Genomic DNA, 25,107 nt, shown 5'->3' with positions numbered 1-25,107 from the left:
AATTCACTGTTTTCATCCATTCGGGTTTTTCGCCCAGTCTTCCCGAAAGCGGACCTGAGAGCGCACATGCCCCTTGCGTCGGCATGATTCTCCGTCTATTTGCCAGCCGTCCGGTCAATGATCGGCACGAGGCCTCGTGGCGGAGTGGTTACGCAGAGGACTGCAAATCCTTGCACCCCGGTTCGATTCCGGGCGAGGCCTCCATTTTCACTCAATCAGATTCGGCAGCCTGCTTTTCGGCCCGCTCTTTCGGGCGCGGTCGCTTTGTGCCACGGCGCTCCATTCGAACCACAAGCGACCTCCGCCACCGCCGCGCGGTCGGCAGATCCCGCGACAGTACCAGCAGTCCGAGCGGAATCATCCAGAACCCCAGTACCGGCAAGAAACCCAGCACTCCTCCCACGACAAGGCCGGCTCCCAGCGCGATTCGCGTTCGCGCACGCCGCGGAAGCGCGAAAAACCTCGATCCGATGCGAATCTCGCCACGGCCGGCATGAAACTGGAAAACAGCTTTTTTCAACAGGGCGTCCAGACTGGTCTTTGCCGTTAAACCGGCATGTTGCCGGGCCCAATAGATGGGTTTTAGGGTCGGTGAGAACAAGATTGACACAAATTCTTGAAAAACAGCTTGGCAAATCAGAGAGGCATTTGTTATAGGCCCCACACGCTGCTTAAGGCAGTGGTCCCCGGTAGCTCAGTGGTAGAGCAATCGACTGTTAATCGATCGGTCGCTGGTTCGAATCCGGCCCGGGGAGCCAAATTTCAAACAGACGTCCGGTTCAAAGCCCGCCCGACCTTGCGTATCAAGGTCAGGCGGGCTTTTTCGTTTGTGTGGATTTTGGAAAATCACTCACGGAATCGGGCAGAGTTCGTCTGCCTCGGGTTCACCTGTTTCACGCCGCATGAACCGCCAGACATCGGCGACTCATGTCAGTGGTCTTGTCCGGGGTGAGTCCGGCGGCTTTTCATGCGCACCGGCACGTCCCGCCACACACACGGCCAGACAGCTTTCTATACGGGTGCCGTCTGCTTCTGGCGCGAGTGGTCAGTTTCAACCGTCTGTGCCGTTTGCAAGGGCGCGAATGCCTCCCGCGGCGTTCCAGATCACAACCTGGTTGCGGCCGGCTTTCTTGGCTTCATACAGCGCATTGTCCGCGTCTTTGATCATTTGCTGAAACGGGCATTCGCCGTTACGGATATCAGCCACACCGGCACTGACTGTCACCGAGAAGGGATCGAAGCCTTCTGCTTCGAACCGTTGCATTGCCACGGCTTCCCTGACCCGTTCGGCAGCTGTCCGCGCCTTCCGAAGATCGGTATGCGGTAGCGCTGCAATGAACTCTTCGCCGCCCCAGCGGCCAAAGACATCGATATCGCGCAACGAGGACCGCACCAGTTCTGAAAACTGGCAGATGACCTGGTCACCCATATCATGGCCGTACGTGTCATTGATGGATTTGAAGTGATCAAGATCGAACATCACCAGCGAAAGCCCGGTCTCGTACCGGAAAGCCCTGGTCCATTCGCGTTCCAGGGATTCGAGAAACGCGCGCCGATTGAGCTGCCCTGTCAAAGGGTCTGCGCTGGCCAGCCGGGTAAGCTCGTCCTGAAGGTGGATCCGTTCGCTGATATCCCTGAGCATTGCCACCATGACCGGCCCATTCGCTGTCGTGACAGTCAGAATGGTTGCGCCAAGCTTCACCTCCGTACCATCGGCCCGCATTCCGTGAAGATGCGATTTGCGATCACCCATGTACCGGGCGGGGCTATTTGTTGTGTGGAATTCTCTGACTTTGCTCGCATGGCCTTTTCTGAACCGGTGCGGCAGCAGGGTATCGAGCGGCTTGCCCAGAATGTCGCCGCTCGAATAGCCGAACAGTTTCTCTGCCGCGGGGCTGAAAAGCACCAGCTTCTGGTCCAGATCAACCGCGACAACCGCGTCGGCGGACTCCATCACTATCTGTCGAAAAAACTCGCCCGAAATGCCGCTCTTTTCATCCTGAAAAGCATCCTTCATCAAAACAATCCTTGTCGAAAAACTCACATAAAATCATGTCGCAAAATCCGTAACATCTGATAATCCGAATTTGTTAATGCGTGGTTTCGCGGTCTTGAACGCAAGCTGACAAAGTTGTCCGGCCAAGGCGATCGTCCGACACCGTCACGATCCATTCACAAGCGTCCTCGTTCGGCGGTCCGGATCTTGCCTTTTGCAACGGTTCACAACGCGCTTTGAAATTCAGCACCTTTTTCCTCAACTCCTGATCCGCTTGACGCGTCTATCCGTATGAGCATGCAAAAGAACCCGGCGATTCAGCGGAAAATTATTTTAGCATGGAAAACGACACACCAATCTTTAGGGACGCAGCCATTGTCTGGATCCGCAACGATATGCGGATCGGCGACAATGCAGCTCTGACGGCGGCAAGCCGGCACACAGCCGTTGTTCCGGCTTTCATCCGCGAAAGCGGTTCCCCTGCCAGGCCACTGGGCGCGGCACGGAACTGGTGGCTGCATCACTCTCTTTCGCGTCTGTCTGAGAAGCTCGAAGGCCTCGGCGCGCCGCTCGTCCTGATGTCCGGCGACCCGTCGGTAATCATTCCCGGTCTGGCCAGGAAAATCGGCGCATCGGCAGTCTACTGGAACCGGCGTTATGATCCGTCGTGTCAAACCACCGATGCAGCGCTGAAAACCCGTCTGCAGGACAATGGAATCACCGCCGAGAGCTTTCCGGGGCAGCTTCTGCACGAACCGACGCGGCTCAGGACCGGCGCCGGCACCCATTACAAGGTCTACAGCCCGTTCTGGCGGGCCATCGAGCCAGGCATCGAAACCCGACCGCCGCTTCCGGCGCCGCAATCACTCAAGGGATTGGCGTCCGCTGTGGAATTGATGTCTGAAACGCTGGATGACTGGCAATTGCGACCCGTCGATCCCGACTGGTCGGGCGGAATGGCGGGCGCCTGGACGCCGGGCGAGGACGGTGCCCGGGACCGGCTGGCAGATTTTCTGGAAAACCGGATGCAGGGATATGCCGAACGCCGTGACATTCCCGGAGTGGACGCAACCTCGGGGCTGTCGCCGCATCTGGCAAACGGGGAGATCACGCCGTCTCAGATCATCGAAGCCCTGAACGGCACCGGGACGGACGCCGCCACGACCGACCGCAGCAAATTCCGCAAGGAGATCGGCTGGCGCGAATTCGCATGGCATTTGCTGGCCAATGAGCCCCACCTGCCGGAGAAGAACCACAGCGCCAAATTCGACGCGTTCCCGTGGATTGCCGATGAACGAGTGCTCAAGGCGTGGCAGAAGGGCCTGACCGGCTATCCGATCGTCGACGCGGGCATGCGCGAACTCTGGCAGACCGGCTGGATGCACAACCGCGTTCGCATGGTCACAGCATCCTTTCTCACCAAGCATCTGATGACCGACTGGCGCGAAGGCGAAGCCTGGTTCTGGGACACGCTGGTGGACGCCGATCCTGCCTCCAATGCAGCAAGCTGGCAATGGGTCGCGGGTTCCGGCGCCGACGCATCTCCCTATTTCAGGATTTTCAATCCGGTGCTGCAGGGTGAGAAATTCGATCCCGAGGGAGCTTATGTCCGCGAGTTCGTGCCCGAACTGGCCGAAATGCCCGCCAAATATATCCACAAGCCCTGGCAAGCGCCGCAAAGCGTGCTTGAGGCCGCCGGCGTCCGCCTTGGCCAAACCTACCCAAATCCGATCGTCGACCACCAGGGGGCGCGCCAGCGCGCACTCGCCGCATACCAAACAATCAAGGATGTCGCATGAACGTTCACCTGTTGCCGAAATCCGTCATGACCGGTCCCGAGCGGTTGAAAATCGCCGTCATCGGTTCAGGCATATCAGGAGCATCCGCCGCCTGGGCATTGCGTGAACGGCATGATGTCACCGTCTATGAGGCGGAAAAGCGCCCCGGAGGCCATACAGCCACGGTCGACATCGATTACCAAGGAACCCCGGTTTCCGTCGACACCGGCTTTATCGTCTACAACGAGCTGAATTACCCGAATCTGACGGCGCTGTTCGCCCATCTCGACGTCAAGACCCATGAGAGCGACATGAGTTTCGCGCTCTCGCTGGATCACGGCAAGCTGGAATGGGGCGGCGACAATCTCTCGACCCTGTTTGCACAGAAGCGCAACCTCCTGCGGCCGTCCTTCATTCTGATGTTGCGCGAAATCCTGCGGTTCAACAAGATCTGCCTCCGCGACCGCGCCGAGGGTCACCTCGCCGCGCGCTCGATTGGCGACTATCTGAACTGGCGTGGTTTTTCGCCGGGCTTCACCAACAATTACCTGGTTCCGATGGCGGCGGCGATCTGGTCGACGCCGGCCAAGCGCATGCTGGAGTTCCCGGCAACCCATTTTGTCAATTTCTTTGAAAACCATCGCCTGATTTATGCCGAACGCCCCGCCTGGCGGACAGTGACGGGCGGTAGCCGCAACTATCTCGAAAAACTGCTGGCTCCGCTTGGCGACAGGCTACGGCTTGAGAGCGGAGTTGTTTCGGTGCGCAGATCCGCCCAGGGTGTCGACATCCTCGACACCTCCGGCCAAATCCGGTCCTATGATCGTGTCATTCTCGCCTGCCACACCGATCAGGCGCTGAGGATACTTGACCGCCCGACCGACGAGGAACGCGACATCCTGAGCGCAATTCCCTACAGCCCCAACCGTGTGATCCTGCATCGCGACGAAAGACTTATGCCGGTGCGCAAGAAGGTCTGGGCGTCATGGAACTACCTGCGCTCCTCCGACCAGCGCAGCGACGCGAACGTCGCGGTATCCTACTGGATGAACCGGCTTCAGGGCATTGATTCCGCCAAGCCCCTGTTCGTCACGCTGAACCCGGACCGGGAACCGCGACCGGAACTGGTGTTCGGTGAATATGCTTATGACCATCCCCAGTTTGGAACGGACGCCATGCGCGTCCAGGCCAGATTGAAAACCATCCAGGGCGACAACAACACCTATTTCGCAGGCGCCTGGACCGGGTATGGCTTTCACGAGGATGGCTTGAGTTCCGGCATCGCAGCCGCGCAAGCGCTTGGCGCGACGCTGCCCTGGCGCACCGCATCGCTCACTCCCGCAGCAGCGGCGGCGTGAGCATGAGCACACCTGTCAAACACTCCGACGCCGAGAGCGATACCGCTCGGGCCGCAGCCTCGCTGTACGTGGGCGAAGTCATGCACCAGCGCATGAAACCGGTCGGCCACAGGTTCCGCTACAAGGTCTATTCGATGCTTGTCGATCTTGACCGCCTTGACGAGGCCAATCGTCTGTCGCCGTTGTTTTCGGTCAACCGGGCCAACCTGATGTCGTTTTATGAAGCCGATCATCTGCGCGGGACCAACGAAACATCGCTGCGCGCCCATATCGACCGGCTGTTGCAGGATGCGGGTCTGCCGAAGCCGGCTTTGCGCATCGAGCTTGCCTGTTATCCGCGCATCTTCGGACAGGTCTTCAACCCGTTGTCGGTCTACTACGCGTACGGAACCGACGACCGGCCCGTGGCCATGGTTTACGCGGTTCGCAACACATTCGGCGAAAGCCACACCTATGTCTGCAGGATCGAAGACGGTGACATCTCGCCGGCAGGCATTCGCCAGAGCCGGGCCAAGCTGTTTTACGTTTCGCCATTCATCGAACTGAACATGCGATACAATTTCCGCATGAACCTCCCCGCCGAGCGGATCAAGTGGAGAATCCTCGAAACAGACCAGGACGGACCGTTGCTCGCCGCCACCTATAACGGGGCGCGCCGCTCCATGAGCACAGCATCGATTTCGGCTTGCCTCTTGCAGTTTCCGCTTTTGACGTGGAAGATTGTCGGCGGCATCCACTATGAAGCTCTCAAATTGTGGCTCAAGGGGATGCGTTACGTGCCGCGCCCGGCGCCGCCTCCAGTTGCGAGCTTTCGCGATCAGGGAAAGTTCGAACGTCAGGTGGCAAAGCCGTGACGGACCAACACATGGCGAGACAGAGGAGGCTGCGCTGATGAAGACTGAAGCCGCCTGGAATGAACAGAGTTGCCCTGAAAGACTGTCGCCCGACAATATTTCGGCCTATCTGCGCGGATTGCCGGCAAAGGCCAAAATGATGTTGCGCGGACTCCTGCACCTGGGCCACGGGCAATTGTCAATCCGCATGCCGGATGGACGGACCGTGCGCGTCCAGGGCCACTCCGAAGGCCCCGAGGCGACTTTGATCCTGCACAACTGGAACCTGGCGCACCGCGCCCTCACCGGTGGCACCATCGGCGTGGCTGAATCCTACATGGACGGCGACTGGGAAAGCCCCGACGTCACAAGTTTTCTGGAATTGTTTCTGGTCAATGTCGAAGTCGGAAACACGCTGGCCGGCGGGGCGCGCGGGCTCATGCGGGTGGTGGAGCAGGTGCGCCACTGGCTTCGGTCCAACTCGCGCACCCAGGCCAGAAAGAACATCTCAGCGCATTACGACCTCGGCAACGAGTTCTATGCGAAATGGCTTGACGAGACGATGACCTATTCATCGGCGCTTTTCCAGGACGGCGCAAATGATCTCGCCAGCGCACAAACCGCCAAATACCGGGCTCTGGCCAATGCTGCCGGTCTGAAATCCGGCGATCAAGTGCTGGAAATCGGCTGCGGCTGGGGCGGATTTGCGGAATTCGCCGCCCGCGAAATCGGCTGCCGCGTCACCGGTCTGACGATTTCCAACGAGCAACTGGCCTTTGCCCGGGAGCGCATCGAGAAGGCCGGGCTGTCAGACAAGGTTGATCTGCGATTTCAGGACTATCGCGACGAGACCGGCCGGTATGACGGCGTTGTCTCGATCGAGATGTTCGAAGCGGTCGGGGAAAAATACTGGCCAACCTATTTCTCCAAGGTGCGCGAGTGTCTCAAGCCCGGCGGCAAGGCGGGTCTGCAGATCATCACCATCAAGCCCGAAGCCTATCAGGCCTACCGTTCCAATCCTGATTTCATCCAGCGTTACGTGTTTCCCGGCGGCATGCTGCCCACCGAGAACCATCTCAAGTCGCTGGGCGAGGCGGCGGGGCTCGAATTGACCGGTCATCGCGCTTTCGGACCGGATTACGGCCGGACGCTGGCAGAATGGCGAGAGCGGTTCTGGAAAGTCTGGCATGACGTCCAGCCGATGGGCTTCGATCTGCGCTTCAAGCGCCTGTGGGAATTCTACATGTACTACTGCGAAGCCGGCTTCCGCTCCGGTCACATCAACGTCCGCCAGGTGGTCTACAGTTAGGCGGCTAATCCGTTGCCCGTCGCAACAACAATATACCGGTGTCGGTGAACCACGACAGATCCGGGACCGCAACCACGGCACCATGGCAAGGATCTGCGGATGAAGGCTGGGGTCCCTCCCCGGATTGAAATCGTCTGAAGCCGCACATCAGCCAGTTTGAGGCGGCCGCTTCTTCCAGCCCGTCGCCGCATTCATCAGCGCGAAATAGGCCGGGTAAGGCAGCAATCGCAGCAGCTTGAGCACATAGGTAAAGCGGCGCGGAAACGTGATCTCGAAAGATCCGGATTTCAACCCTTCTCCAATACGTCGGGCGGCGTCTTCAGGCTGCAGCAATGCCGGCATCGTGAACGCATTTTCGGAAGTGGCCGGTGTGTCGACAAATCCCGGATTGATCACCTGAATGCGCACGCCGAACTTGTCGAGATCGAATTTCAGGCTTTCGGTCATATTGTTCAGCGCCGCCTTGGTCGCGCCATAAGCCGCGCTCGTCGGCATTCCGCCATAACCGGTGACCGAGGAGACAATTGCCAATTGCCCGCGTCCGCGTGCCTTCATCCGCTCGACCGCAGGAACCAGGCAATTGACCACACCCGAAAAGTTGACGGCAAAGCTCTTGTCGAAATCGGCGACCTGGAGCGTCTCGCCATACACCGGCAGATAGATCCCGGCGTTGAACACCGCAAGCGCCAGCCCCGGACCGTCGGCATCGACGCGACGGGCGATTTCGGCCATCACTGAAGTATCGGTGACATCGCCTGGGGCGGCGATGATTTTGCCATCGAGACCTTGCGAGGCCTGCTCAAGCTCAATCAGCGCGCTTTCGCCGCGCGCGGTTGCGTACACCGTGTACCCCTCACCCGCCAGCTTCAGCGCCAGCGCCCGGCCGATCCCGCTCGATGCACCGGTAATCCACACTGATCCGTCAGCAGGCTTGGCAAAATAGGCGGTCAAGATCACTCTCCAAAACAAAACATCCCAAGCTTGATACGCTCCCGACGTCCATTCGGTTGTGCTCGTGGTGAAATAAATCGCCGGCATCAGCCGATGATGTCGCCGATCAGCTGTCGGAAGGACCCGGTCAGTTTCAGCGGCGCATCCATCACCGCAAAGCCGATGCAGGGCTGTCCCTTGTCGGCAACAGGACGGTGATCGACAGAATCATCGGCCACGGAGATGTCCCCGCGCCCGTAATGTCCGTGCGCGTCACTGAAGGCGCCATCAAGCACCAGCGACAATTCGCTGCCTTCATGGGTATGCGCCGGAACCGTGCGGCCGGGCTTGATCCAGAACAGATTGACGTGACAGCCTTCGATATCACCGAGATCATATTCCTTGAACCCGGGCATCTTCGTGCGCCACGGCACATCCGCGGCGTCAAAGCCGACAAAATCGTAAAGCGCCTTCGGAAAAATCCGGTTTTTGCCAGACCTGACCGCGGTCGGCTGTTCCGGAGCGCTCGATGCCAACACCGCCGCCAGCATGGCATCGCGATCGGAAAGCGTCACCGGATCGATATCCATCAATTCCAGTCCGGCCATGGCTTCAAGATTACGGACCTTGACCAGGGCCTTCGGCTTCAGCTCCAGATGGCCCTCTACCAGCACCCGAGCGGGCGTTGGCAGGGTTCCGGCGACGTATCTGGCGAGCAGCGAGTCTAGTGTATCGATGTGTTCACGCACCATGCGTATCAAGCTTTCCAACATCTCGGCGTCTGTTTCGCGCTACCGGCGAAACCGCACGCTCCGGTCTGATCCAGTTGTTTGTGCTTACGACCGGGCATACAATCCGGATCACCGGAATAGCCCGGTTTCTCATTTTTGCCATTCCAAGGCAAATAATCTCTTATGCTGCGGCCTCGTGAAGAACCTGTTTCTTGCAACCGAGCCCTTGAGAAGCCACAACAGGCTGCCTAATCTTTGAGTGTCTGTGGGACCACAGCCAACAACAGGAATCATCATGCCATCCTTCAACTCCATTCTAGACGCCATTGGCAATACCCCGCTCATCAAACTCAAGGCGGCGTCGGAAGCCACGGGCTGCACCATTCTCGGCAAGGCCGAGTTCCTCAATCCCGGCCAGTCGGTCAAGGACCGGGCGGCGCTCGAAATCATTCGCGATGCCGAATCAAAAGGGTTGCTGCGCCCCGGCGGCACCATTGTTGAAGGCACCGCCGGCAATACCGGCATCGGCCTGGCGCTGGTCGCTCGCGCGCTCGGATACAACACTGTCATCGTCATTCCTGAAACCCAGAGCCAGGAAAAGAAGGATGCGTTGCGTCTGCTGGGCGCGGAACTGGTCGAAGTGCCTGCGGCGCCCTACCGCAACCCCAACAATTACGTACGTCTTTCGGGCAGGCTCGCCGAGCAGATTGCCAAAACGGATCCAAACGGCGCGATCTGGGCCAACCAGTTCGACAATGTCGCCAACCGCCAGGCGCATGTGAAAACCACCGCGCCGGAGATCTGGCGCGACACCGATGGCAAGGTCGACGGTTTCATTTGCGCGGTCGGTTCGGGCGGAACCCTGGCCGGGGTTGCCGAAGGCCTGCGGACCGCTTCCAACAGCGTCAAGATCGGCCTGGCCGATCCCGATGGCGCGGCGCTACACAGTTTTTACACAACCGGCGAAATGAAATCCTCCGGCGGATCTATCACCGAGGGCATCGGCCAGGGCCGGATCACCGCCAATCTCGAAGGCTTTACGCCCGACATGTCGTTCAACATTCCTGATTCCGAAGCCATCCCGCTGGTGTTCGATTTGCTTGAGCATGAAGGGTTTTGTCTGGGCGGATCCTCGGGGATCAATGTGGCGGGCGCCATCCGCATGGCCCGCGAGATGGGCCCGGGGCACACCATCGTCACCGTGCTTTGCGATTACGGCAACCGCTACCAGTCCAAGCTGTTCAACCCGGAGTTCCTGGCGTCCAAGGACCTGCCGGTGCCTGAATGGCTGAGCCGCAAGAGCGAAATTTCAGTCCCCTATATCAACGAATAAGTTTCACGAAAGTCCATTTTCCATGCGAGCCATGTTTCTCGAAGACGCTTATCTTTCCACTGCCGAAGCGCGTGTCACCGGGATTCGCGAAGATGGCGGCATCCAGATGGATCAGACCTGCTTTTACGCAACATCCGGGGGGCAGCCCGGCGACACCGGGTTTTTCGAGCGCGAGAATGGCGACAGGATCGAGATCTCCGGTACGGTGACGGGAGAGACCAAGGCCGACATCATCCACATCCCCGCCCCCGGTCAGGCAGTGCCCGCTATCGGAGAAAAGCTGGTGCTGCACATAAATTGGGACCGGCGCTACAAGCTTATGCGGATGCACACTGCCTGCCATCTGCTGTCCGTGGTTTGCCCCTACCCGATCACCGGTGCGGCGGTGAACGAGGACGACAGCCGGGTCGATTTCGACATGTCCGACACCATCGACAAGGCTGAAGTCACCGCCAGGCTGATGCAACTCGTCAACGCCAACCACCAGATCTTCAATCAGTGGATCTCCGAAGACGACCTCGAGACCAATCCCGGCCTGATCAAGTCCAAGAACGTTCGTCCTCCGAAAGGTCAGGGCGATATCCGTCTGGTCTGCATCGGTGAAAGCTCATCGGTCGACAGCCAGCCCTGCGGCGGCACCCATGTCGGCGAAACCGCTGAAGTCGGAGAAATCCACATCGGCAAGATCGAGAAGAAGGGCAAGGAAAACCGCCGCTTCCGCATCAGGTTCGGCCCGCTGCCGGGCTGATGGATACAACTGAACGAGGGGCAGGCCCTGTTGGTTTGATCCATACGACCGATATTTGCCAATAGATCCAATTCGTGTCGCGCATTTGAGAAAACGTTAACAGATTTCACACAAGGTGGAATTCATGCCAACGGGCTTGTCCGCCTTGCGGCTCGGGCTCCACAAGATTGACGTGGCCATTGTGCCGCGCCCGTCGACCAAGCAAAGTGAACCTATGCCGTCCATACTCGCCAATTCCTATCAGGTTTCCGCGATGGTCCCCAGTCTCATGCCGCTGCCGCGGACGGACACCGACGCCAAGCTCCCTGACGCCAAGACCTCCACGACCAGGACACAAACCGCGACGGCATCAGACACGGCGCGTGTCGCATCAGACCGTGTCACTGCCTTTCTGGCAATGGAGCAGACCGAATCGACCGGTCCTGCGCGCCCTGATGGCCCGCCACCTCCTCCGCCGACGAATGGCGGCGCCGGCCCCTCTGGCGGCGCGGGTAAGCAATCTGCTGCAATTGAGGAAGACGAAATCAGCTTGCTGTTGCTTGAAGACGCGGACACCGAAGAGACTGATGAAACCACCGATGACACCGAGTCACAGGCAATCACACTGCTGATTGACGACGCAACGGTATATCAGCCCTCTTCCTTGTATTGATTGGCAGATCCCCCGTCCTGACGAGGCCATATTGTTTCGTGGATTGGAAAACTACAGACAGGGAAAGGTTTGTCGGGCGGAGCCTTGGCGCCCGACACGGACGATTTTATCGGTGACAGCCTGCAATCCCACATTGCTGCCTCATGCCTGCATCACATAACATGCCGGACAACGCAATCCGGACCGCGCCTGTTTCCAATTCCAGGGATGTCACCATGATCACCTCGCCTGACAGAAGCTCCTTTGTCGTCTCCTTCGACTGGCTCAGGGACCGCATTGGCCAGCCAGGGCTCAAGATCGTGGACGCCTCCTGGTATCTGCCCAACCAGAACCGTGACGCGGCGCAAGACTATGCAATGTCTCGCATTCCCGGAGCGGTGTTCTTCGATCAGGATGAAATCGTCGACACCGCTTCAGGCTTGCCGCACACGATTGCCGGACCGGAGCAGTTTTCCCGCGCGGTCGGCAAACTGGGACTGACCGGAACCGACACCATCGTCGTCTATGACGGACCGGGCATGTTCACCGCGCCGCGTGTCTGGTGGTTGCTGCGCCTGTTTGGCGCCAGCAATGTCTTCGTTCTTGATGGCGGCTTTGACAGCTGGAAAGACCGGGGACTACCCACTGAAACCGGTACGCCCGAAACACCTGAAGCAGCCGTCTTTAACGCCACCCGCGATGGCAATGCGGTGACAGGCTTCGACGCAATGCGGTCGATCGTTGACAGCAAGTCATCGCAAATTGCCGACGCCCGCGGTCCGGGCCGGTTTGAAGGCACAGAGCCGGAACCGCGTGCGGGGATGCGTTCGGGCCATATGCCAGGCGCCCGCAACATTCCGTTCCAGGCCTTGTCGGAGGGTGGAAAACTCAAACCCGTCAACGAATTGCGCGAGATACTTGAATCCTCTGGACTGGATCTGAACAGGCCGGTTGTTACCACCTGTGGGTCCGGCGTCACCGCGGCAGTCATCACGCTGGCCCTGCAATCGATCGGACACCGCGACAACACGCTTTACGATGGCTCCTGGTCGGAATGGGGTGGCCGGAATGACACGCCGATTGTCACCGGATCAATCGACGACGGAGAAAACTGAGATGGTGAAGGCTGCCAAACCGAAATCGCTCAAGGCCACCGTCACCCATCTCGAGATGAAGCGGTATCCGCACACACTCAAGCCATTGCCGGTCAATCTTCACGCCAGCCTGATCAGGGCCACGAATATCCCGCTGCATTTTTACCGCTATCTGCATTGGCAGGTCGGGCGCGAATGGCACTGGGTCAATCGTCTGCGCATGAGCGAAGAGAAGTTGGCAGACATCATTCATGCCAAGACAACCCACATCTACGTGCTTGGCGTTGATGGCGCGCCGGCCGGCTTTTTCGAACTCGCTGAACTGGAGGAGGCGACCGTGGAGCTGTCCTATTTCGGCCTGATGGCGCATGCGCGGGCACGCGGACTTGGCGAATGGATGCTTGGCCAAGCCCTGTCGACAGCCTGGGTGACAACTCCGGCGCGCGTGATCGTATCCACCAACACGCTCGATCATCCGGCCGCGCTACCGCTCTATCAACGTGTCGGCTTCAATCCGGTCAGCCAGAACCAGGCAATCATCCGGCCACTGGCAGACGACGAGATCCTGGCCATCATGAAGGCCGGGGAACAGCCCGCCGGCTGAAATCGGGTGGCGGGGTTTCCATCCCGTGCATAAAGGTCATGACGCGACAACAAATGGAGCGCCGTGATGACCATCAAATTCGTTGCCCTCGACACCGAAATCGTCCGCGCGCTGCAACGTGGCGGAACAGATGCCAATGACCAGGTTCCGCAGCGGGCGATATCGGGTGGCGGAGCCATCCCCTGCCGCCATTGTCTCTCTCCTGTCGGCAAGGCAGAAGAATATCTGATATTGGCCCACCGCCCGTTCCCCTGCGCACAACCCTATGCCGAATCCGGTCCGATATTCCTGCATGCGCGCGAATGCGATCGCGCAGCCGATTCGCAGCTGGCCGCGCCGATGTTCCAGAACGGACGCGCCTATATCCTTCGCGGCTACAACAACAATGACTGGATCAATTACGATGCCGCCGAGGTGGTGACGCCCGACAGGATCGAGCAAACCGCCCGCCGTCTGCTTGACCGGAACGACGTCGCCTATGTTCACATGCGATCCTCGCAAATGAACTGCTATCAATGCCGCATCGAGCGCGCCTGATGCAAAATACCCGCCGGAACCGCCGGCGGGTATTTGAACAGCTTCGACCGGCTTCCAGGCCGGATCAGGCGGCTTTCAGTGCCTGGTCCACATCCGCGAGTTCGTAGCCGAGAGCATCAGCGACCGGGCGGCTGGTAATACGGCCCATGTGGACGTTCAGGCCGGCGCGAAGATGACGATCCTCGGCAATTGCCTTAAGGCCCTTGTCGGCCAGCAGCAGGCCGTACTGCAAGGTGGCGTTGTTAAGCGCGTGCGCCGATGTGATCGGCACTGCGCCGGGCATGTTGGCCACGCAATAATGGATCACGCCGTCGACTTCATAGGTCGGTTCGGCATGGGTGGTGGCGTGCGAGGTTTCAAAGCATCCACCCTGGTCGATGGCGACGTCGACGATGACCGATCCCTTCTTCATGCCCGACAGCATTTCACGGGTTACAAGCTTGGGTGCGGCTGCGCCCGGGATCAGCACGGCGCCAACCACCACGTCCGCCGAGAACACTTCCTCTTCCAGAGCCTCGATGGTCGAATAACGGGTGTGGACCCTGCCGCCAAAAATATCATCCAGCTGACGCAGGCGCGGGAGCGACCTGTCGAGAATGGTGACATCGGCGCCCAGACCAACCGCCATCCTGGCCGAGTTCAATCCGACCACGCCGCCGCCGATAACCGCAATCTTTGCAGGCAGGACACCGGGGACGCCGCCCAGGAGAATTCCGCGTCCACCATTGGCTTTCTGCAGCGAGGTGGCGCCGGCCTGAATTGCCAGCCGTCCGGCGACTTCCGACATCGGCGCCAGCAGCGGCAGACCGCCGCGATCATCGGTGACTGTTTCATAGGCAATCGCCGTGCAACCCGAAGCCAGCAGGCCCTTGGTCTGCTCGGGGTCCGGAGCCAGGTGAAGATAGGTATAGAGCAATTGGCCTTCACGCAGTTGCACCCATTCGGACGGCTGTGGCTCCTTGACCTTGACCACCATGTCGGAGCGCTCGAAGACTTCCCTGGCACTGCCCACGATCTTGGCGCCGGCGGCCTGGTAGGCCGCATCATCCGCGCCGATCCCCATGCCCGCCTTGGTCTCGATGATCACCTCATGGCCGTGCGCGACATATTCGCGAACGGCGCCGGGCGTCAGGCCGACCCGGTATTCATGGTTCTTTATTTCTCTGGGACAACCTACACGCATTGACGCTTCCTCCGAGCCACGGACTGACACCAGAGGCGCCAGATCCAATTTCAATGCAGCCAATTCCAACATTTCATGCGCGAAATGTCCTTGCGAAGTGAACTTGTCCGCACCTGCGCTTTCGAATATTATTGCGTGATATGTCGAAATATTCGGAGCTTCCTCGAATGCATGAACTCGACTCACTCGATATCGCCATTTTGCAGGAACTTCAAAAGGAGGGCAGAATCTCCAACGCAGCCCTTGCCGAACGGATCGGCCTGTCGGCCTCCGCCTGCTCGCGCCGGCTCGACATGCTGGAGAAAACCGGGGTCATCAAGGGATATCATGCGCGCGTATCGCACAAGGCACTCGACTATACGATGATCGCCATTGTCCATATCTCGTTGTCCGGTCAGTTCGCCAAAACGCTGGCGGAATTTGAATCCGCGGTAAAGCTCTGCCCCAATGTTCTGGTCTGCTACCTGATGAGCGGCGAGTATGACTACGTTCTGCGCATCGCCGCACGCGATCTCGAGGATTACGAGCGGATCCATCGCGACTGGCTGTCCGCCCTGCCCCATGTGGTCAAGATCAACTCGAGTTTCGCCCTTCGTGAAATCATCGATCGCCCCAATGTTGGGGTGAATTGATTAGTGGCAAATTTGGTCCGTCTAATCCGCTGGCCCTCTGACAGACTGTCTCCGAAACCGCGCTCAAGGAGTACGATGATGTCGGGATCCCAACCACGGAAGCTTGATGTCATCCGCAAGCACCAGGTTACGGCCAACATGTTGCGGATAACGCTGGGCAAGCCAACGGCTGCCGAAAGATCGACAGCCGTTGGTTTTCGTCAAATGTGGTGCTTGCGTCTTAGCGCCAGTAAGGCGGCTGGCCATAATGGGCGTAGAGACGCTCCTGCGCGCCCAGCGTCCAGTCGTAGTCGGACTCCTTGTTGTACTTCGGCGCGCCTTCAACCTGTTCCTTGGAGATATCGACACGATATCCACCCAGTTCCTCGTCATATTGCAACTTTTCCCAGGGCAGCGGGTAATGGTCGTCGCCGATGCCGAAAAAGCCACCGAAACTGAGCACGGCATAGGTCACCTTGCCGCCGACCTTTTCGATCATGACTTTCTCGATCGAGCCGATGTGTTTTCCGGACCGGTCATAAACTTCCGTGCCGGCAACCTTGTCGCTGCCAATGACCGAAGCGTTTTCCTTGGTAAGTGTGGACATGAGTTTCTCCTCTTGGGTGGCAAATGCCAGTGGGGGTGTCAGTCTGGCCAGCGATTGCAGAACCGTCTGCGGTATCCGCCAGCCATGGACAAACAACGCGTTACGGCCACCCGCGTTCCCTCTTTCATCGTGAATTTTTCAAGGCAGCGGGGCCGTTTTTCCGCCGCAATCCCTTTCGCAGAAATTCACATGGCGGGTACGTCTCTGGTTGAACGTTACTTCGCCGGTGTCGATCAGCGCGGCTGGAACCGGATCTGCGCAGTCTGCGTTTGTCAGATACAAAAACCTCAAACAAAAGGAGTTTGACCATGCCGGCAAAATCGAAAGCCCAGCAAAAAGCCGCAGGCGCGGCGCTGTCAGCCAAACGCGGCGAGACCGAGGTCTCGGATCTAAAGGGCGCGTCGCGCGAAATGTATGACAGCATGAGCGAGACCGAACTCGACGAACTGGCCTCGACCACGCGCGAGGACCTGCCAGACCGGGCTTCAGATGACTAGGTGACACCGCACCGCACCAGATCGCAAGGCGCCCGATCGGATCAGGGGGCATCGGATCCGAACAGTGTCCGTCGTCTGGATATCTGCGGCTGGGTCGAGAAAATATAGTCGCGGCCATGGGCAGACGGGTGCAGCGGCGTGATGTAATGTCGGGCGCTCTAACCCTGACAATTTCATCCTTGGGAAACACCATGAAGCTTATCAGACTGGCTGCTGCACTGGCCTTGACCGTATTCGCCGCCACACCCGCCGCCGTGGCGCAAACCGGCGCCCAGTGCGTCTTTACCATTCACAATGACACCAAAGACAACACGTTGATCAGCTTCTACACCAGTGATGATGATGGTGGCACCTGGAGTGACAACTGGCTGGCTGACCAAATGGCGCCCGGTCAAAGCGCCAAGGCCGAGTTCTCAGCAGACACTTGCGCCTGCGATCAGGTCTTCCAGGCCGGCTGGCTCGGAGAAGGCGACGGTGAGGTCCTTGATGATCCGCACACTATCGACATCTGCGATGCCAGCAATGTCTATCTGGGCGACGACGACGTTACGTTTGACTGAACGCGAAAACCTGATCGACTGAGCCGGATCCACGGCGCGGAATTATCGCTTCCGCGCCGTGGCTTGTTGGTCGCATCAAAACCGGTGTGAAAATACTGACCCGCCGCCAGCATTAGCGAAACAGCGCCGCACCCTGTTCGTCGATGATCTGCCGCGCCTTGCGCAAGGTCGCAGCCTCAACCTCTTCCTTGTTTGAAAATATGTCGGCGCGGATGAATTTATGTTCTTTGACCTCAGCGCCTTCGCCTTTGACGATGCGCCCCGCCACACGCCATTGACCGCCTTCCGCCATCGGTTCGGTATAGATCAGGCAATCCTTGTAGGAATCGGGCTCGCTGGCGGCCTGCGGCGGATTTGAGGTCGCGTTGCCGCCAAACAGATTGCGGATACTGTCCAAAATTCCTGCCATGACCTTATTCCTCGCTTTCGGTATAACCTGGTTTCCGGTCCCTGCCCGCCAATCCTGACATGACGCGACCAGTCAACTATTCGGTTGCACAAGCGTCATATCGGGATCACACTTGGCGTTTATTGTTGCCCGCCTGACATGGCGGATGGAACCTGCTGCCGATGCGGTATCCGCCTCGGGCGGGTCCGGGAGATTTCTTTTAGGTCAAAGGCAGGGAGAAAGTCCATGAAAGACCAACGCGTTCTTGACATGCTGCATCCGATTTCACGGCGTTCCCTGCTGGGCGGGTTTGCCGCCACGGGCGCATTCGCCATGGTGCATCCATTTACGGCCCGCGCTGCAACCAATCAGGCGCATCTGCGCATCATGGAAACCACCGACCTGCATGTGCATGTCTTCGCCTATGATTATTATGGCGACAAGCCCAATGACACGATGGGCCTGGCACGCACCGCCTCGATCATCGACCAGATCCGCTCCGAGGCGCGCAATTCGATCCTCGTCGACAATGGCGACTTTCTCCAGGGCAATCCGATGGGCGATTACATCGCCTATGAGCGCGGCATGAAAGAGGGTGACATGCACCCGATCATCGCCGCCATGAATGTGCTCGGCTATGACGGCGGCACCTTGGGCAACCACGAATTCAACTACGGCCTCGACTTCTTGTTCAAGGTCATTTCCGGCGCCAATTTCCCGCTTGTTTGCGCAAACCTGACCAAGGGCCCGCTCGCCGCCGATCCGCGCGACGACGATCTGTTCCTGAAACCCTACATGATCCTTGATCGCACCATCCAGGATGGCGCAGGCACCGACCATAAGATCCGGATTGGCCTGATCGGCTTTGTCCCGCCGCAGATCATGACCTGGGATTCCCGGCACCTCAGCGGCAATGCCGCCACCCGCGACATCGTCAAGGCGGCCGAAGCCTGGGTACCGCAAATGCGCGAGGAAGGTGCTGATGTCGTCATCGCCCTGTCGCATTCAGGCATAGGTCAGCAGGACTGGGCTGAAAACCTCGAAAATGCCTCCGTTCCGCTCGCCGCCGTTCCCGGCATCGACGCCATTGTCACCGGTCACAGCCATCTCGATTTCCCCGGTCCGAAATTCGAAGGCATGGCAGGGGTCGACAACGCCAAGGGAACGATTTCGGGCAAACCCGGCGTCATGGGTGGCTTTTGGGGCTCCCATCTCGGTCTGATCGACCTGATGCTCGAACGCGACGGCAACTCCTGGAAGATTATCGGTCACAGCTCCGAAGCCCGGCCGATTTATGAGCGCGTTGACAGGAAGGTTGTCGCCCTGGTGGCTGACAAGTCCGAAGTGATGGCAGCGGCCAAGGCCGAGCATGAGGCCACACTTGCCTATGTCCGCACCGCCGTCGGCAAGACATCCGCGCCGCTGCATTCCTATTTCGCCCTTGTCGCCGACGACCCCTCGGTCCAGATCGTCAGCCAGGCGCAAACCTGGTACATCACCGACATGCTCAGCCAGACGGAATGGAAAGAGCTTCCGGTACTCTCCGCCGCAGCTCCCTTCAAGGCCGGCGGCCGCGGCGGTGCCGACTACTATACTGATGTTCCTGCCGGCGACATCGCCATCAAGAATGTGGCCGATCTCTATCTCTATCCCAACACTGTCCAGGCGGTGGTGATCACCGGGGCGCAGGTCAAGGATTGGCTGGAAATGTCGGCCGGCATCTTCAACCAGATCGAACCGGGCGCAAAAGACGCGGACCTGATCAATGGCGATTTTCCGTCCTACAATTTCGACGTCATCGACGGCGTGACCTACCAGGTCGACCTTTCTCAGCCTGCCAAATACACCTCCAAGGGCGAGCTCCAGAACGCTGATGCCAGCCGGATTCAAAACCTCAGCTTCAATGGCCAGCCTGTTGATCCGGCGCAGCAATTCGTGGTCGCGACCAACAACTACCGTGGCGGCGGCGGCGGTAATTTCCCCGAGATCGGCCCCGACAAGGTCGTCTTCCAGGCCCCCGACACCAACCGCGACGTGATCGTGCGCTACATCGTCGAACAAGGCACGATCAACCCTTCCGCCGACGGAAACTGGAGCTTCGCTCCTGTCGAGGGGGCAACAGTGCTGTTCTCGACCGGCCCAAGGGCCAGGGAGTTCGTGGGCGGGATCAACGGCGTTTCGATTGAACCGGCCGGCGATGGCGCCGATGGCTTTGCATTGTTCCGCATCACCCTTTGAGCCAAAAGCTCAATCACCTTGCCCCGGTGTCCCGCAGACACCGGGATTCATCTGGCCTTAACCGCAACCGCCTTTTGGATCCGGTTTTAGCTTTTTGATTACGACCTTTTGCGACAATCGATGTCTTGTCAGCCAGGGGAGGCGAACGGACATGAAGGGATACAACGGTCGCGCTATCCAGCGCGACAGGACGCGGCTTCGCGCGAAAATCGAATGCATGGGTCAAAAATCCCATGGCGCAGTGCTTGACCTTTCGCAACACGGCATCTGCATGTATCTGTCGGTCGATATTCCGGTCGGGTTCGGCGACAAGATCACCGTGGAAACCGAAGAGATGGGGCTTCTGATCGGAACGGTTCGCTGGATCCGGCGTCCGCGGATCGGCGCCGAACTGGTGCTCACCTCAAACAATCGCGCCAAGGTCGAAAGCTACTACCGGTTCTTCAAGGACAATCCAGTAACGGCGTGAAGCCTTGGGCACATCAACGACAATCGGACAAGCTGCCGTGCAAACCGTCCTCCAGCCATTGCGCGCCGACCTTCCCTAACTTAAGCTTGCGTCAATTCACTCATCAATAATCGATGGGATCCCGGGCGGGAGGAGATGACCATGGCAAAGCGGACGTCAAGGACACGCAAGGTGCTGTATATCATTGCGTTTTTAATCATTGCCGCTGGAACCGTGTTTGCTTTCGGGCCGCGTCCGGTCGCCGATACCGGCATTGATTTTGTCGAGAGCTCCCTCCCCGAGGATCTCGACCGGTACATCGATCAATCGGAAGCCCGCTTTGACGATCTGCGTCCCGGCAACGAGCGCCAGATTGTCTGGGCCTACCCGGCATCGCGCGCCCGCACCCCGATTTCCATTGTCTATGTCCACGGCTTCTCCGCCAGTCCGGCTGAAATACGTCCATTGCCCGATCTTGTGGGCCGCCGTCTGGGGGCGAACATCTTTTATGCGCGCCTGAAAGGTCATGGCCGCAGCGGTGACGCCATGCTTGAAGGCTCGGTCCATGCCTGGGTCAATGATCTGGCCGAAGCCTTGGCGATTGGCCGCAGGCTGGGCGAGCGCGTCGTCATCATCGCCACCTCGACCGGTGCCTCCCTGACCACCTGGGCCGCCACCCGGCCAGACCTGATGCGCGATGTCATTGGCATGGTACAGATTTCACCAAACTACGGCGTTCAGGCTGCAGGGTCGAGCCTTCTGGCCATGCCATGGGCGGAGAAACTGGTGCCGTTGATTGCCGGAGAGCGGCGCTCGTTCGAACCGCAGAACGAAAAGCAAGCCAGGTTCTGGACCCATGAATATCCAAGCCTTGCGCTTTTGCCGATGGCCTCGCTTGTCAAGCTGGCCAATGCGGTTGATGCCAGCAGGATTACCGTTCCGTCGCTGTTCATTTACTCGCCGCAAGATCAGGTCATTCAACCCGATCTGGTCAAGGCCATGGCTGAAAAATGGGGCGGCGCCAAAGACATGGTCGAGGTCAGCGACAGCGACGATCCCAATCACCATGTGATCGCCGGCGATGCGTTGTCTCCCGGCACCACCGAAAGACTGGCCGGATACGCCGCTGACTGGATCTCAAAACTGTAGGATCCATGCTCCACAGGATTGAACCCGGCGTACTCCAGCGGATATGCCAGCGGCACAATTTTTCATGATCTGATTGCGAAATACGTCAGATAATCAGGTTCGACAGGATCTCATTGTCGGTGATGTCCTGATAATTCAACCCTGCCTGGTCGAATGCCTCGGTCAGGCGCAGGAAATTCTCCGGCGCCTTGGTTTCGATGCCGATCAGGATCGAGCCGAAATTGCGTGCTGATTTCTTGAGATACTCGAACCGCGCGATGTCATCATCCGGACCGAGCAAGTCGAGAAAATCCTTCAAGGCGCCCGGCCGCTGAGCCAGCCGCAGAACGAAGTACTTCTTGGTGCCGGCATAGCGCATCGCCCGTTCCTTGACGTCGGGAAGCCGCTCGAAATCGAAATTTCCGCCGGAGACGACCGCGATAACAGTCTTGCCGGCAAGCTTGTCCGGCCCCAGAGCCTCCAGAACCGTGAGCGACAAGGCGCCTGCGGGTTCAAGCACAATGCCTTCGGTGTTCAATATCGTGGTCATGGTCAGGCAAATGGCGTTCTCCGGCACGATCTGGACCTGGTCGGCCCGGAATCGCTTGAGAATTTCGAAATTGCGCACGCCGATTTCCGCCACGGCAGCGCCATCGACAAAATTGTCGATCTTGGCGAGCTTGACCCTGTGCCCGGCGGCAAGGCTTTGCCTCAGGCTCGGCGCACCCTCAGGTTCGCTCAGCAAAAACCGGTCATTGTCGATCAGGCCTTCGAAATAGCGCGCCAGGCCAGCCGACAGACCGCCGCCGCCAACGGGAAGCACGATCAGGTCGGGCGTTTCGCCATCGGGCAGTTGCGTGGCGATTTCGGCAGCCACTGTCGCCTGCCCTTCAATGATATCGTCATGATCGAAAGGCGGCGCCATCAGCGCATCCTGCTCCACGGCGAATTCCTGCGCCGCTGAATAGCAGGCGTCGAAAAAATCCCCGATCAGCCGAATTTCGATGAATTCACCGCCAAACATCCGGGTCTTGTCAATCTTCTGCTGCGGCGTCGTCACCGGCATGAAGACCACGCCCTTGCGCCCGAAATGCCTGCAGACATAGGCAAAGCCCTGCGCATGATTGCCGGCCGAGGCGCAGATAAACAACGATTGCTCCGGATTGGCATCCAAAGCCTTGCGAATGAAATTGACCGCTCCGCGGATCTTGTAGGATCGGACCGGCGACAAATCCTCCCGCTTGAGCCAGATCCGCGCGCCATAGCGCGCGGACAAATGGTCGTTGAGTTGCAACGGTGTGACGCCAAACAGCGCCCGCATCTCTTCGAGCGCCAGATCGGCACACACGCGAAATGCGTCAGGTGATTGTTTTTCGCTCATCGCGGGTCTATGCCACGGGAACCAGCCGGTTGCCAACCAGATCCTGCAGCAACCGGCACCCAAGAGGGCGCGGGCTTGCACGGCCAGACAATCAGATCAGCGGTTTTCATCGCCTCCATGGCGGGGCTGTATCTCTCTGCGGCCATGCTTGTACCGGCCATGGTGGATTTCTATTCCGGCAACCCCGACTGGCAGGTGTTCGCGGTGGCATCCTTCGCTGTCGGAGCCATCTGCCTCGCGTCAGCGGCTGCAAACCGCGGCGCCAATGCGCCGTTTTCGCGTCGTCTGGGTTTTCTGGTTGTCAATTTGCTGTGGATCACACTGTCGGTCACCGGCGCCATTCCGTTTTATCTGGCTTCGCTGGGTCTCGATATGGCCGACGCTTTGTTCGAATCCGTATCAGCCGTCACCACCACCGGTGCGACGGTGATCTCCGGCCTGGATGCAGCGCCGCCGGGCCTGCTGCTGTGGCGTTCCATTCTGCAATGGTTCGGCGGCATCGGCATTGTCGCCATGGGCCTTCTGGTGCTTCCGTTTCTTAAGGTCGGTGGCTTCACCGTCTTCAAGATTGAATCCTCCGACACCTCTGAAAAGCCGTTCGCCCGCTTTGCTGTGTTCGTCCGCGCATTCTTTGCGATTTATATCGGTCTGACCGTAATTTGCGCCATCTTGTACCGCGTTTTGGGCATGAGTGACTTTGATGCGGTCAACCACGCCATGACCACCCTGGCGACGGGCGGGTTTTCCACCCATGACGCCTCGTTCGGTGCATTCCAGTCCCCGGCCCTGATCTGGACAGGCACCATCTTCATGGCAATCGCCGGCCTGCCCTTTTCGGTCCTGATCCTGTTTGCCGTGCGCGGCCGGCTCGATGCCTTGGGTGACCCGCAAATCTTCGCCTATGGCGGCCTGCTGCTGGTTCTCACGATCATCATCGCGCTCAGCCTGCGGTTGTCACAAGACGAGAGCTTCGGCATTGCGCTTACCCATTCGGCTTTCAATGTTGTCTCGATCGTGACCACCACGGGATTTGCCAGTACCGATTACACGCTCTGGGGACCGCTGGCGGTTACGATCCTGTTCATGGCCACCTTCCTGGGTGGCTGTTCGGGATCGACATCCGGCGGCATCAAGGCCTACCGACTGGTGATCATTGCCAGTTCGATCCGCTCGGGTCTGTTGCGGCTGATTTATCCCAACAGCGTTCGCCCGGTCCGTTACGGCTCGGTGGCCGTCGAACCGGACATGCAACGCACGGTGTTTCTGTTCGTTTGCGCCTATGTCGGAATATGGGCGCTTGGCTCCATTGCCCTTGCCGCAACCGGTCTTGACGTGGAAACAGCGATTTCCGGCTCGATCACGGCGTTGGCGAATGTGGGTCCGGGCATAGGCTCAGTCATAGGTCCGGCAGGGAGCTTTGCGCCTCTCGGCGATCCCGCCAAACTGATTCTGATTTTCCTGATGTTGCTTGGCCGGCTTGAGATACTTGCTGTTCTGGTGCTGTTGATGCCTGCATTCTGGCGGGAATAGTCTCTGCGTTCAAGCATTACACTCTCCTACATTATCCATCGATTAACCAAACTCTGTTTTCCTCCAATGCGATGGAGGATAAGATCGAATGCACGCATTGCGAGTTTCATTGCCCGACAGTTCCGCTGACGCACCGGATGCTGAAAAGGCAACCGCCCCTGCCGGGCAGGCACGCGACCAGGCAAGCCTCGAACGGGCGCTGAACGTGATCGGCTCGCAGATTGGCGAGCTTTCGGTCAATATTGCCGATACCAGCGGCATGATTGGCGATGTATCGGGGTCAATGTCCCGGCAAGCCGACGAATTTCACTCCCTGACGCAGGATATCTCGATGATCGCGCGGTCGAACCAGACCGTCGCCGAGGCATCGCACGGCGCGATCACATCCGCCAAAACCACCCAGACGGGTCTCGACACCACCACGAAAAGCGTGAATGGAATTCTCGTCAATGCCGTTGCCGACATCAAGTCGATGGCATCCAGCGCCACCGAAATCACCAGTGTTCTGAATTCGGTCTCGACCCAGATCAGGGAGATTCACTCCTTCTCGGAAGCCATCCAGGGCATCGCCACCCAGACCCAGCTTCTCGCCGTCAACGCGGGAATCATGGCAGCTCACGCCGGCGAAGCCGGCCGCGGATTTGCCGTCATCGC

General features: G+C 59.0%; 26 protein-coding genes and 2 tRNA genes. 20 read left to right on the top strand and 8 right to left on the bottom strand.

Annotated elements, in window-relative coordinates; translation table 11 throughout:
• Positions 1 to 130 precede the first annotated feature (130 nt).
• A tRNA-Cys gene (locus ABJN75_RS06790) sits at positions 131 to 204 on the top strand.
• A gap of 7 nt (positions 205 to 211) precedes the next feature.
• Here the strand turns inward: ABJN75_RS06790 and ABJN75_RS06785 are convergent.
• Positions 212 to 478, bottom strand: coding sequence for a PGPGW domain-containing protein (locus ABJN75_RS06785; RefSeq protein ID WP_348438074.1), 267 nt, complete (start codon positions 476 to 478; stop codon positions 212 to 214).
• A gap of 205 nt (positions 479 to 683) precedes the next feature.
• Between ABJN75_RS06785 and ABJN75_RS06780 the strand changes: the two genes are divergently transcribed.
• Positions 684 to 758 (top strand) — tRNA-Asn (locus ABJN75_RS06780).
• Positions 759 to 1,051: 293 nt separating this feature from the next.
• On the opposite strand, the gene ABJN75_RS06775 is transcribed toward ABJN75_RS06780, so the two are convergent.
• Positions 1,052 to 2,017, bottom strand: a complete 966-nt coding sequence (locus ABJN75_RS06775; RefSeq protein WP_348438046.1) for a sensor domain-containing diguanylate cyclase — start codon at positions 2,015 to 2,017, stop codon at positions 1,052 to 1,054.
• 317 nt (positions 2,018 to 2,334) lie between these two features.
• Here ABJN75_RS06775 and ABJN75_RS06770 point away from each other — a divergent pair, with 317 nt between their 5' ends.
• The 4 genes from ABJN75_RS06770 to ABJN75_RS06755 are packed head-to-tail and all read left to right on the top strand — an operon-like array spanning position 2,335 to position 7,274.
• Positions 2,335 to 3,795, top strand: a complete 1,461-nt coding sequence (locus ABJN75_RS06770; protein WP_348438044.1) for a deoxyribodipyrimidine photo-lyase — start codon at positions 2,335 to 2,337, stop codon at positions 3,793 to 3,795.
• Positions 3,792 to 5,132 carry an FAD-dependent oxidoreductase gene (locus ABJN75_RS06765; protein ID WP_348438042.1) on the top strand — a complete coding sequence of 447 codons (1,341 nt, stop codon included), beginning with the start codon at positions 3,792 to 3,794 and terminating at the stop codon, positions 5,130 to 5,132. The genes ABJN75_RS06770 and ABJN75_RS06765 overlap by 4 nt, the downstream gene beginning before the upstream one ends.
• Before the next feature lie 2 nt (positions 5,133 to 5,134).
• The gene (locus tag ABJN75_RS06760; protein WP_348438040.1) at positions 5,135 to 5,986 is read left to right on the top strand and encodes a DUF1365 domain-containing protein; all 852 of its coding nucleotides are present in this window, start codon (positions 5,135 to 5,137) and stop codon (positions 5,984 to 5,986) included.
• A gap of 37 nt (positions 5,987 to 6,023) precedes the next feature.
• On the top strand, positions 6,024 to 7,274 hold the full coding sequence (locus ABJN75_RS06755; protein WP_348438038.1) for a cyclopropane-fatty-acyl-phospholipid synthase family protein: 1,251 nt from the start codon (positions 6,024 to 6,026) through the stop codon (positions 7,272 to 7,274).
• Between the two features lie 147 nt (positions 7,275 to 7,421).
• On the opposite strand, the gene ABJN75_RS06750 is transcribed toward ABJN75_RS06755, so the two are convergent.
• Both ABJN75_RS06750 and ABJN75_RS06745 read right to left on the bottom strand, forming a co-directional pair.
• Positions 7,422 to 8,225: an SDR family NAD(P)-dependent oxidoreductase gene (locus ABJN75_RS06750; protein ID WP_348438036.1), complete on the bottom strand. Its 804-nt coding sequence runs from the start codon at positions 8,223 to 8,225 to the stop codon at positions 7,422 to 7,424.
• A gap of 86 nt (positions 8,226 to 8,311) precedes the next feature.
• Positions 8,312 to 8,956, bottom strand: coding sequence for a ChrR family anti-sigma-E factor (locus ABJN75_RS06745; RefSeq protein ID WP_348438034.1), 645 nt, complete (start codon positions 8,954 to 8,956; stop codon positions 8,312 to 8,314).
• Between the two features lie 274 nt (positions 8,957 to 9,230).
• On the opposite strand from ABJN75_RS06745, the gene ABJN75_RS06740 reads away from it, so the two are divergent.
• The 6 genes from ABJN75_RS06740 (at position 9,231) to ABJN75_RS06715 (ending at position 13,882) form a co-directional block, all read left to right on the top strand.
• Positions 9,231 to 10,268 (top strand): cysteine synthase A, encoded by a 1,038-nt coding sequence (locus tag ABJN75_RS06740; RefSeq protein WP_348438032.1) that lies wholly within the window; start codon positions 9,231 to 9,233, stop codon positions 10,266 to 10,268.
• Positions 10,269 to 10,290: 22 nt separating this feature from the next.
• The gene (locus ABJN75_RS06735) at positions 10,291 to 11,016 is read left to right on the top strand and encodes an alanyl-tRNA editing protein (RefSeq protein ID WP_348438030.1); all 726 of its coding nucleotides are present in this window, start codon (positions 10,291 to 10,293) and stop codon (positions 11,014 to 11,016) included.
• A 124-nt stretch (positions 11,017 to 11,140) separates the two neighbouring features.
• Positions 11,141 to 11,668 carry a hypothetical protein gene (locus ABJN75_RS06730; RefSeq protein ID WP_348438029.1) on the top strand — a complete coding sequence of 176 codons (528 nt, stop codon included), beginning with the start codon at positions 11,141 to 11,143 and terminating at the stop codon, positions 11,666 to 11,668.
• Between the two features lie 215 nt (positions 11,669 to 11,883).
• A complete protein-coding gene (sseA, locus tag ABJN75_RS06725; protein WP_348438027.1) occupies positions 11,884 to 12,762 on the top strand; it encodes a 3-mercaptopyruvate sulfurtransferase in 879 nt (292 codons plus the stop codon).
• A gap of 1 nt (position 12,763) precedes the next feature.
• Positions 12,764 to 13,345: a GNAT family N-acetyltransferase gene (locus tag ABJN75_RS06720; RefSeq protein WP_348438025.1), complete on the top strand. Its 582-nt coding sequence runs from the start codon at positions 12,764 to 12,766 to the stop codon at positions 13,343 to 13,345.
• A gap of 66 nt (positions 13,346 to 13,411) precedes the next feature.
• Entirely contained in the window at positions 13,412 to 13,882 is a 471-nt protein-coding gene (locus ABJN75_RS06715) for a DUF1203 domain-containing protein (protein WP_348438023.1), read from the top strand.
• Between the two features lie 64 nt (positions 13,883 to 13,946).
• Here ABJN75_RS06715 and ald read toward each other — a convergent pair whose 3' ends face one another.
• On the bottom strand, positions 13,947 to 15,065 hold the full coding sequence (gene ald / locus ABJN75_RS06710; RefSeq protein WP_348438021.1) for an alanine dehydrogenase: 1,119 nt from the start codon (positions 15,063 to 15,065) through the stop codon (positions 13,947 to 13,949).
• Between the two features lie 167 nt (positions 15,066 to 15,232).
• On the opposite strand from ald, the gene ABJN75_RS06705 reads away from it, so the two are divergent.
• On the top strand, positions 15,233 to 15,697 hold the full coding sequence (locus tag ABJN75_RS06705; RefSeq protein WP_348438019.1) for an Lrp/AsnC family transcriptional regulator: 465 nt from the start codon (positions 15,233 to 15,235) through the stop codon (positions 15,695 to 15,697).
• Between the two features lie 220 nt (positions 15,698 to 15,917).
• Here the strand turns inward: ABJN75_RS06705 and ABJN75_RS06700 are convergent, their stop codons facing one another.
• Positions 15,918 to 16,283: a PRC-barrel domain-containing protein gene (locus tag ABJN75_RS06700; protein WP_348438017.1), complete on the bottom strand. Its 366-nt coding sequence runs from the start codon at positions 16,281 to 16,283 to the stop codon at positions 15,918 to 15,920.
• 308 nt (positions 16,284 to 16,591) lie between these two features.
• Here ABJN75_RS06700 and ABJN75_RS06695 point away from each other — a divergent pair, with 308 nt between their 5' ends.
• Positions 16,592 to 16,780: a DUF3008 family protein gene (locus ABJN75_RS06695; RefSeq protein WP_348438014.1), complete on the top strand. Its 189-nt coding sequence runs from the start codon at positions 16,592 to 16,594 to the stop codon at positions 16,778 to 16,780.
• Positions 16,781 to 16,971: 191 nt separating this feature from the next.
• Entirely contained in the window at positions 16,972 to 17,340 is a 369-nt protein-coding gene (locus ABJN75_RS06690; RefSeq protein ID WP_348438012.1) for a hypothetical protein, read from the top strand.
• Between the two features lie 112 nt (positions 17,341 to 17,452).
• Here ABJN75_RS06690 and ABJN75_RS06685 read toward each other — a convergent pair whose 3' ends face one another.
• Positions 17,453 to 17,749 (bottom strand): HlyU family transcriptional regulator, encoded by a 297-nt coding sequence (locus ABJN75_RS06685; RefSeq protein ID WP_348438010.1) that lies wholly within the window; start codon positions 17,747 to 17,749, stop codon positions 17,453 to 17,455.
• A gap of 225 nt (positions 17,750 to 17,974) precedes the next feature.
• Between ABJN75_RS06685 and ABJN75_RS06680 the strand changes: the two genes are divergently transcribed.
• From ABJN75_RS06680 to ABJN75_RS06670, 3 genes are all read left to right on the top strand, one after another.
• The gene (locus ABJN75_RS06680; RefSeq protein ID WP_348438008.1) at positions 17,975 to 19,966 is read left to right on the top strand and encodes a bifunctional 2',3'-cyclic-nucleotide 2'-phosphodiesterase/3'-nucleotidase; all 1,992 of its coding nucleotides are present in this window, start codon (positions 17,975 to 17,977) and stop codon (positions 19,964 to 19,966) included.
• A 151-nt stretch (positions 19,967 to 20,117) separates the two neighbouring features.
• Positions 20,118 to 20,435, top strand: a complete 318-nt coding sequence (locus ABJN75_RS06675) for a PilZ domain-containing protein (protein ID WP_348438005.1) — start codon at positions 20,118 to 20,120, stop codon at positions 20,433 to 20,435.
• A gap of 141 nt (positions 20,436 to 20,576) precedes the next feature.
• Positions 20,577 to 21,563: an alpha/beta fold hydrolase gene (locus ABJN75_RS06670; RefSeq protein ID WP_348438003.1), complete on the top strand. Its 987-nt coding sequence runs from the start codon at positions 20,577 to 20,579 to the stop codon at positions 21,561 to 21,563.
• Between the two features lie 85 nt (positions 21,564 to 21,648).
• Here ABJN75_RS06670 and ilvA read toward each other — a convergent pair whose 3' ends face one another.
• Entirely contained in the window at positions 21,649 to 22,923 is a 1,275-nt protein-coding gene (ilvA, locus tag ABJN75_RS06665; protein WP_348438001.1) for a threonine ammonia-lyase IlvA, read from the bottom strand.
• Positions 22,924 to 22,998: 75 nt separating this feature from the next.
• On the opposite strand from ilvA, the gene ABJN75_RS06660 reads away from it, so the two are divergent.
• Both ABJN75_RS06660 and ABJN75_RS06655 read left to right on the top strand, forming a co-directional pair.
• Complete coding sequence (locus ABJN75_RS06660) at positions 22,999 to 24,453, top strand: TrkH family potassium uptake protein (RefSeq protein WP_348437999.1); 1,455 nt, start codon at positions 22,999 to 23,001, stop codon at positions 24,451 to 24,453.
• Positions 24,454 to 24,541: 88 nt separating this feature from the next.
• Positions 24,542 to 25,107 (top strand): methyl-accepting chemotaxis protein (locus tag ABJN75_RS06655; RefSeq protein ID WP_348437997.1); only part of this gene is annotated, 566 nt, incomplete at its 3' end.

This window comes from Hoeflea sp., assembly GCF_039975035.1.
Lineage (GTDB): Bacteria > Pseudomonadota > Alphaproteobacteria > Rhizobiales > Rhizobiaceae > Hoeflea.
Note: the sequence above shows the minus strand (reverse complement) of the source record. Positions and strands in the feature narration are given on the sequence as shown.

What these genes read in the sequence shown, in the direction of transcription:
- ABJN75_RS06755 (WP_348438038.1), top strand. Translation starts at nt 6,024, where the DNA reads ATGAAGACTGAAGCCGCCTGGAATGAACAGAGTTGCCCTGAAAGACTG.
- ABJN75_RS06760 (WP_348438040.1), top strand. Translation starts at nt 5,135, where the DNA reads ATGAGCACACCTGTCAAACACTCCGACGCCGAGAGCGATACCGCTCGG.
- ABJN75_RS06680 (WP_348438008.1), top strand. Translation starts at nt 17,975, where the DNA reads ATGAAAGACCAACGCGTTCTTGACATGCTGCATCCGATTTCACGGCGT.
- sseA (WP_348438027.1), top strand. Translation starts at nt 11,884, where the DNA reads ATGATCACCTCGCCTGACAGAAGCTCCTTTGTCGTCTCCTTCGACTGG.
- ABJN75_RS06745 (WP_348438034.1), bottom strand. Translation starts at nt 8,956, where the DNA reads ATGGTGCGTGAACACATCGATACACTAGACTCGCTGCTCGCCAGATAC.
- ABJN75_RS06685 (WP_348438010.1), bottom strand. Translation starts at nt 17,749, where the DNA reads ATGGCAGGAATTTTGGACAGTATCCGCAATCTGTTTGGCGGCAACGCG.
- ABJN75_RS06715 (WP_348438023.1), top strand. Translation starts at nt 13,412, where the DNA reads ATGACCATCAAATTCGTTGCCCTCGACACCGAAATCGTCCGCGCGCTG.
- ABJN75_RS06700 (WP_348438017.1), bottom strand. Translation starts at nt 16,283, where the DNA reads ATGTCCACACTTACCAAGGAAAACGCTTCGGTCATTGGCAGCGACAAG.
- ABJN75_RS06670 (WP_348438003.1), top strand. Translation starts at nt 20,577, where the DNA reads ATGGCAAAGCGGACGTCAAGGACACGCAAGGTGCTGTATATCATTGCG.
- ABJN75_RS06770 (WP_348438044.1), top strand. Translation starts at nt 2,335, where the DNA reads ATGGAAAACGACACACCAATCTTTAGGGACGCAGCCATTGTCTGGATC.
- ABJN75_RS06720 (WP_348438025.1), top strand. Translation starts at nt 12,764, where the DNA reads ATGGTGAAGGCTGCCAAACCGAAATCGCTCAAGGCCACCGTCACCCAT.
- ABJN75_RS06765 (WP_348438042.1), top strand. Translation starts at nt 3,792, where the DNA reads ATGAACGTTCACCTGTTGCCGAAATCCGTCATGACCGGTCCCGAGCGG.
- ABJN75_RS06705 (WP_348438019.1), top strand. Translation starts at nt 15,233, where the DNA reads ATGCATGAACTCGACTCACTCGATATCGCCATTTTGCAGGAACTTCAA.
- ABJN75_RS06740 (WP_348438032.1), top strand. Translation starts at nt 9,231, where the DNA reads ATGCCATCCTTCAACTCCATTCTAGACGCCATTGGCAATACCCCGCTC.
- ald (WP_348438021.1), bottom strand. Translation starts at nt 15,065, where the DNA reads ATGCGTGTAGGTTGTCCCAGAGAAATAAAGAACCATGAATACCGGGTC.
- ABJN75_RS06730 (WP_348438029.1), top strand. Translation starts at nt 11,141, where the DNA reads ATGCCAACGGGCTTGTCCGCCTTGCGGCTCGGGCTCCACAAGATTGAC.
- ABJN75_RS06690 (WP_348438012.1), top strand. Translation starts at nt 16,972, where the DNA reads ATGAAGCTTATCAGACTGGCTGCTGCACTGGCCTTGACCGTATTCGCC.
- ABJN75_RS06675 (WP_348438005.1), top strand. Translation starts at nt 20,118, where the DNA reads ATGAAGGGATACAACGGTCGCGCTATCCAGCGCGACAGGACGCGGCTT.
- ilvA (WP_348438001.1), bottom strand. Translation starts at nt 22,923, where the DNA reads ATGAGCGAAAAACAATCACCTGACGCATTTCGCGTGTGTGCCGATCTG.
- ABJN75_RS06735 (WP_348438030.1), top strand. Translation starts at nt 10,291, where the DNA reads ATGCGAGCCATGTTTCTCGAAGACGCTTATCTTTCCACTGCCGAAGCG.
- ABJN75_RS06775 (WP_348438046.1), bottom strand. Translation starts at nt 2,017, where the DNA reads ATGAAGGATGCTTTTCAGGATGAAAAGAGCGGCATTTCGGGCGAGTTT.
- ABJN75_RS06695 (WP_348438014.1), top strand. Translation starts at nt 16,592, where the DNA reads ATGCCGGCAAAATCGAAAGCCCAGCAAAAAGCCGCAGGCGCGGCGCTG.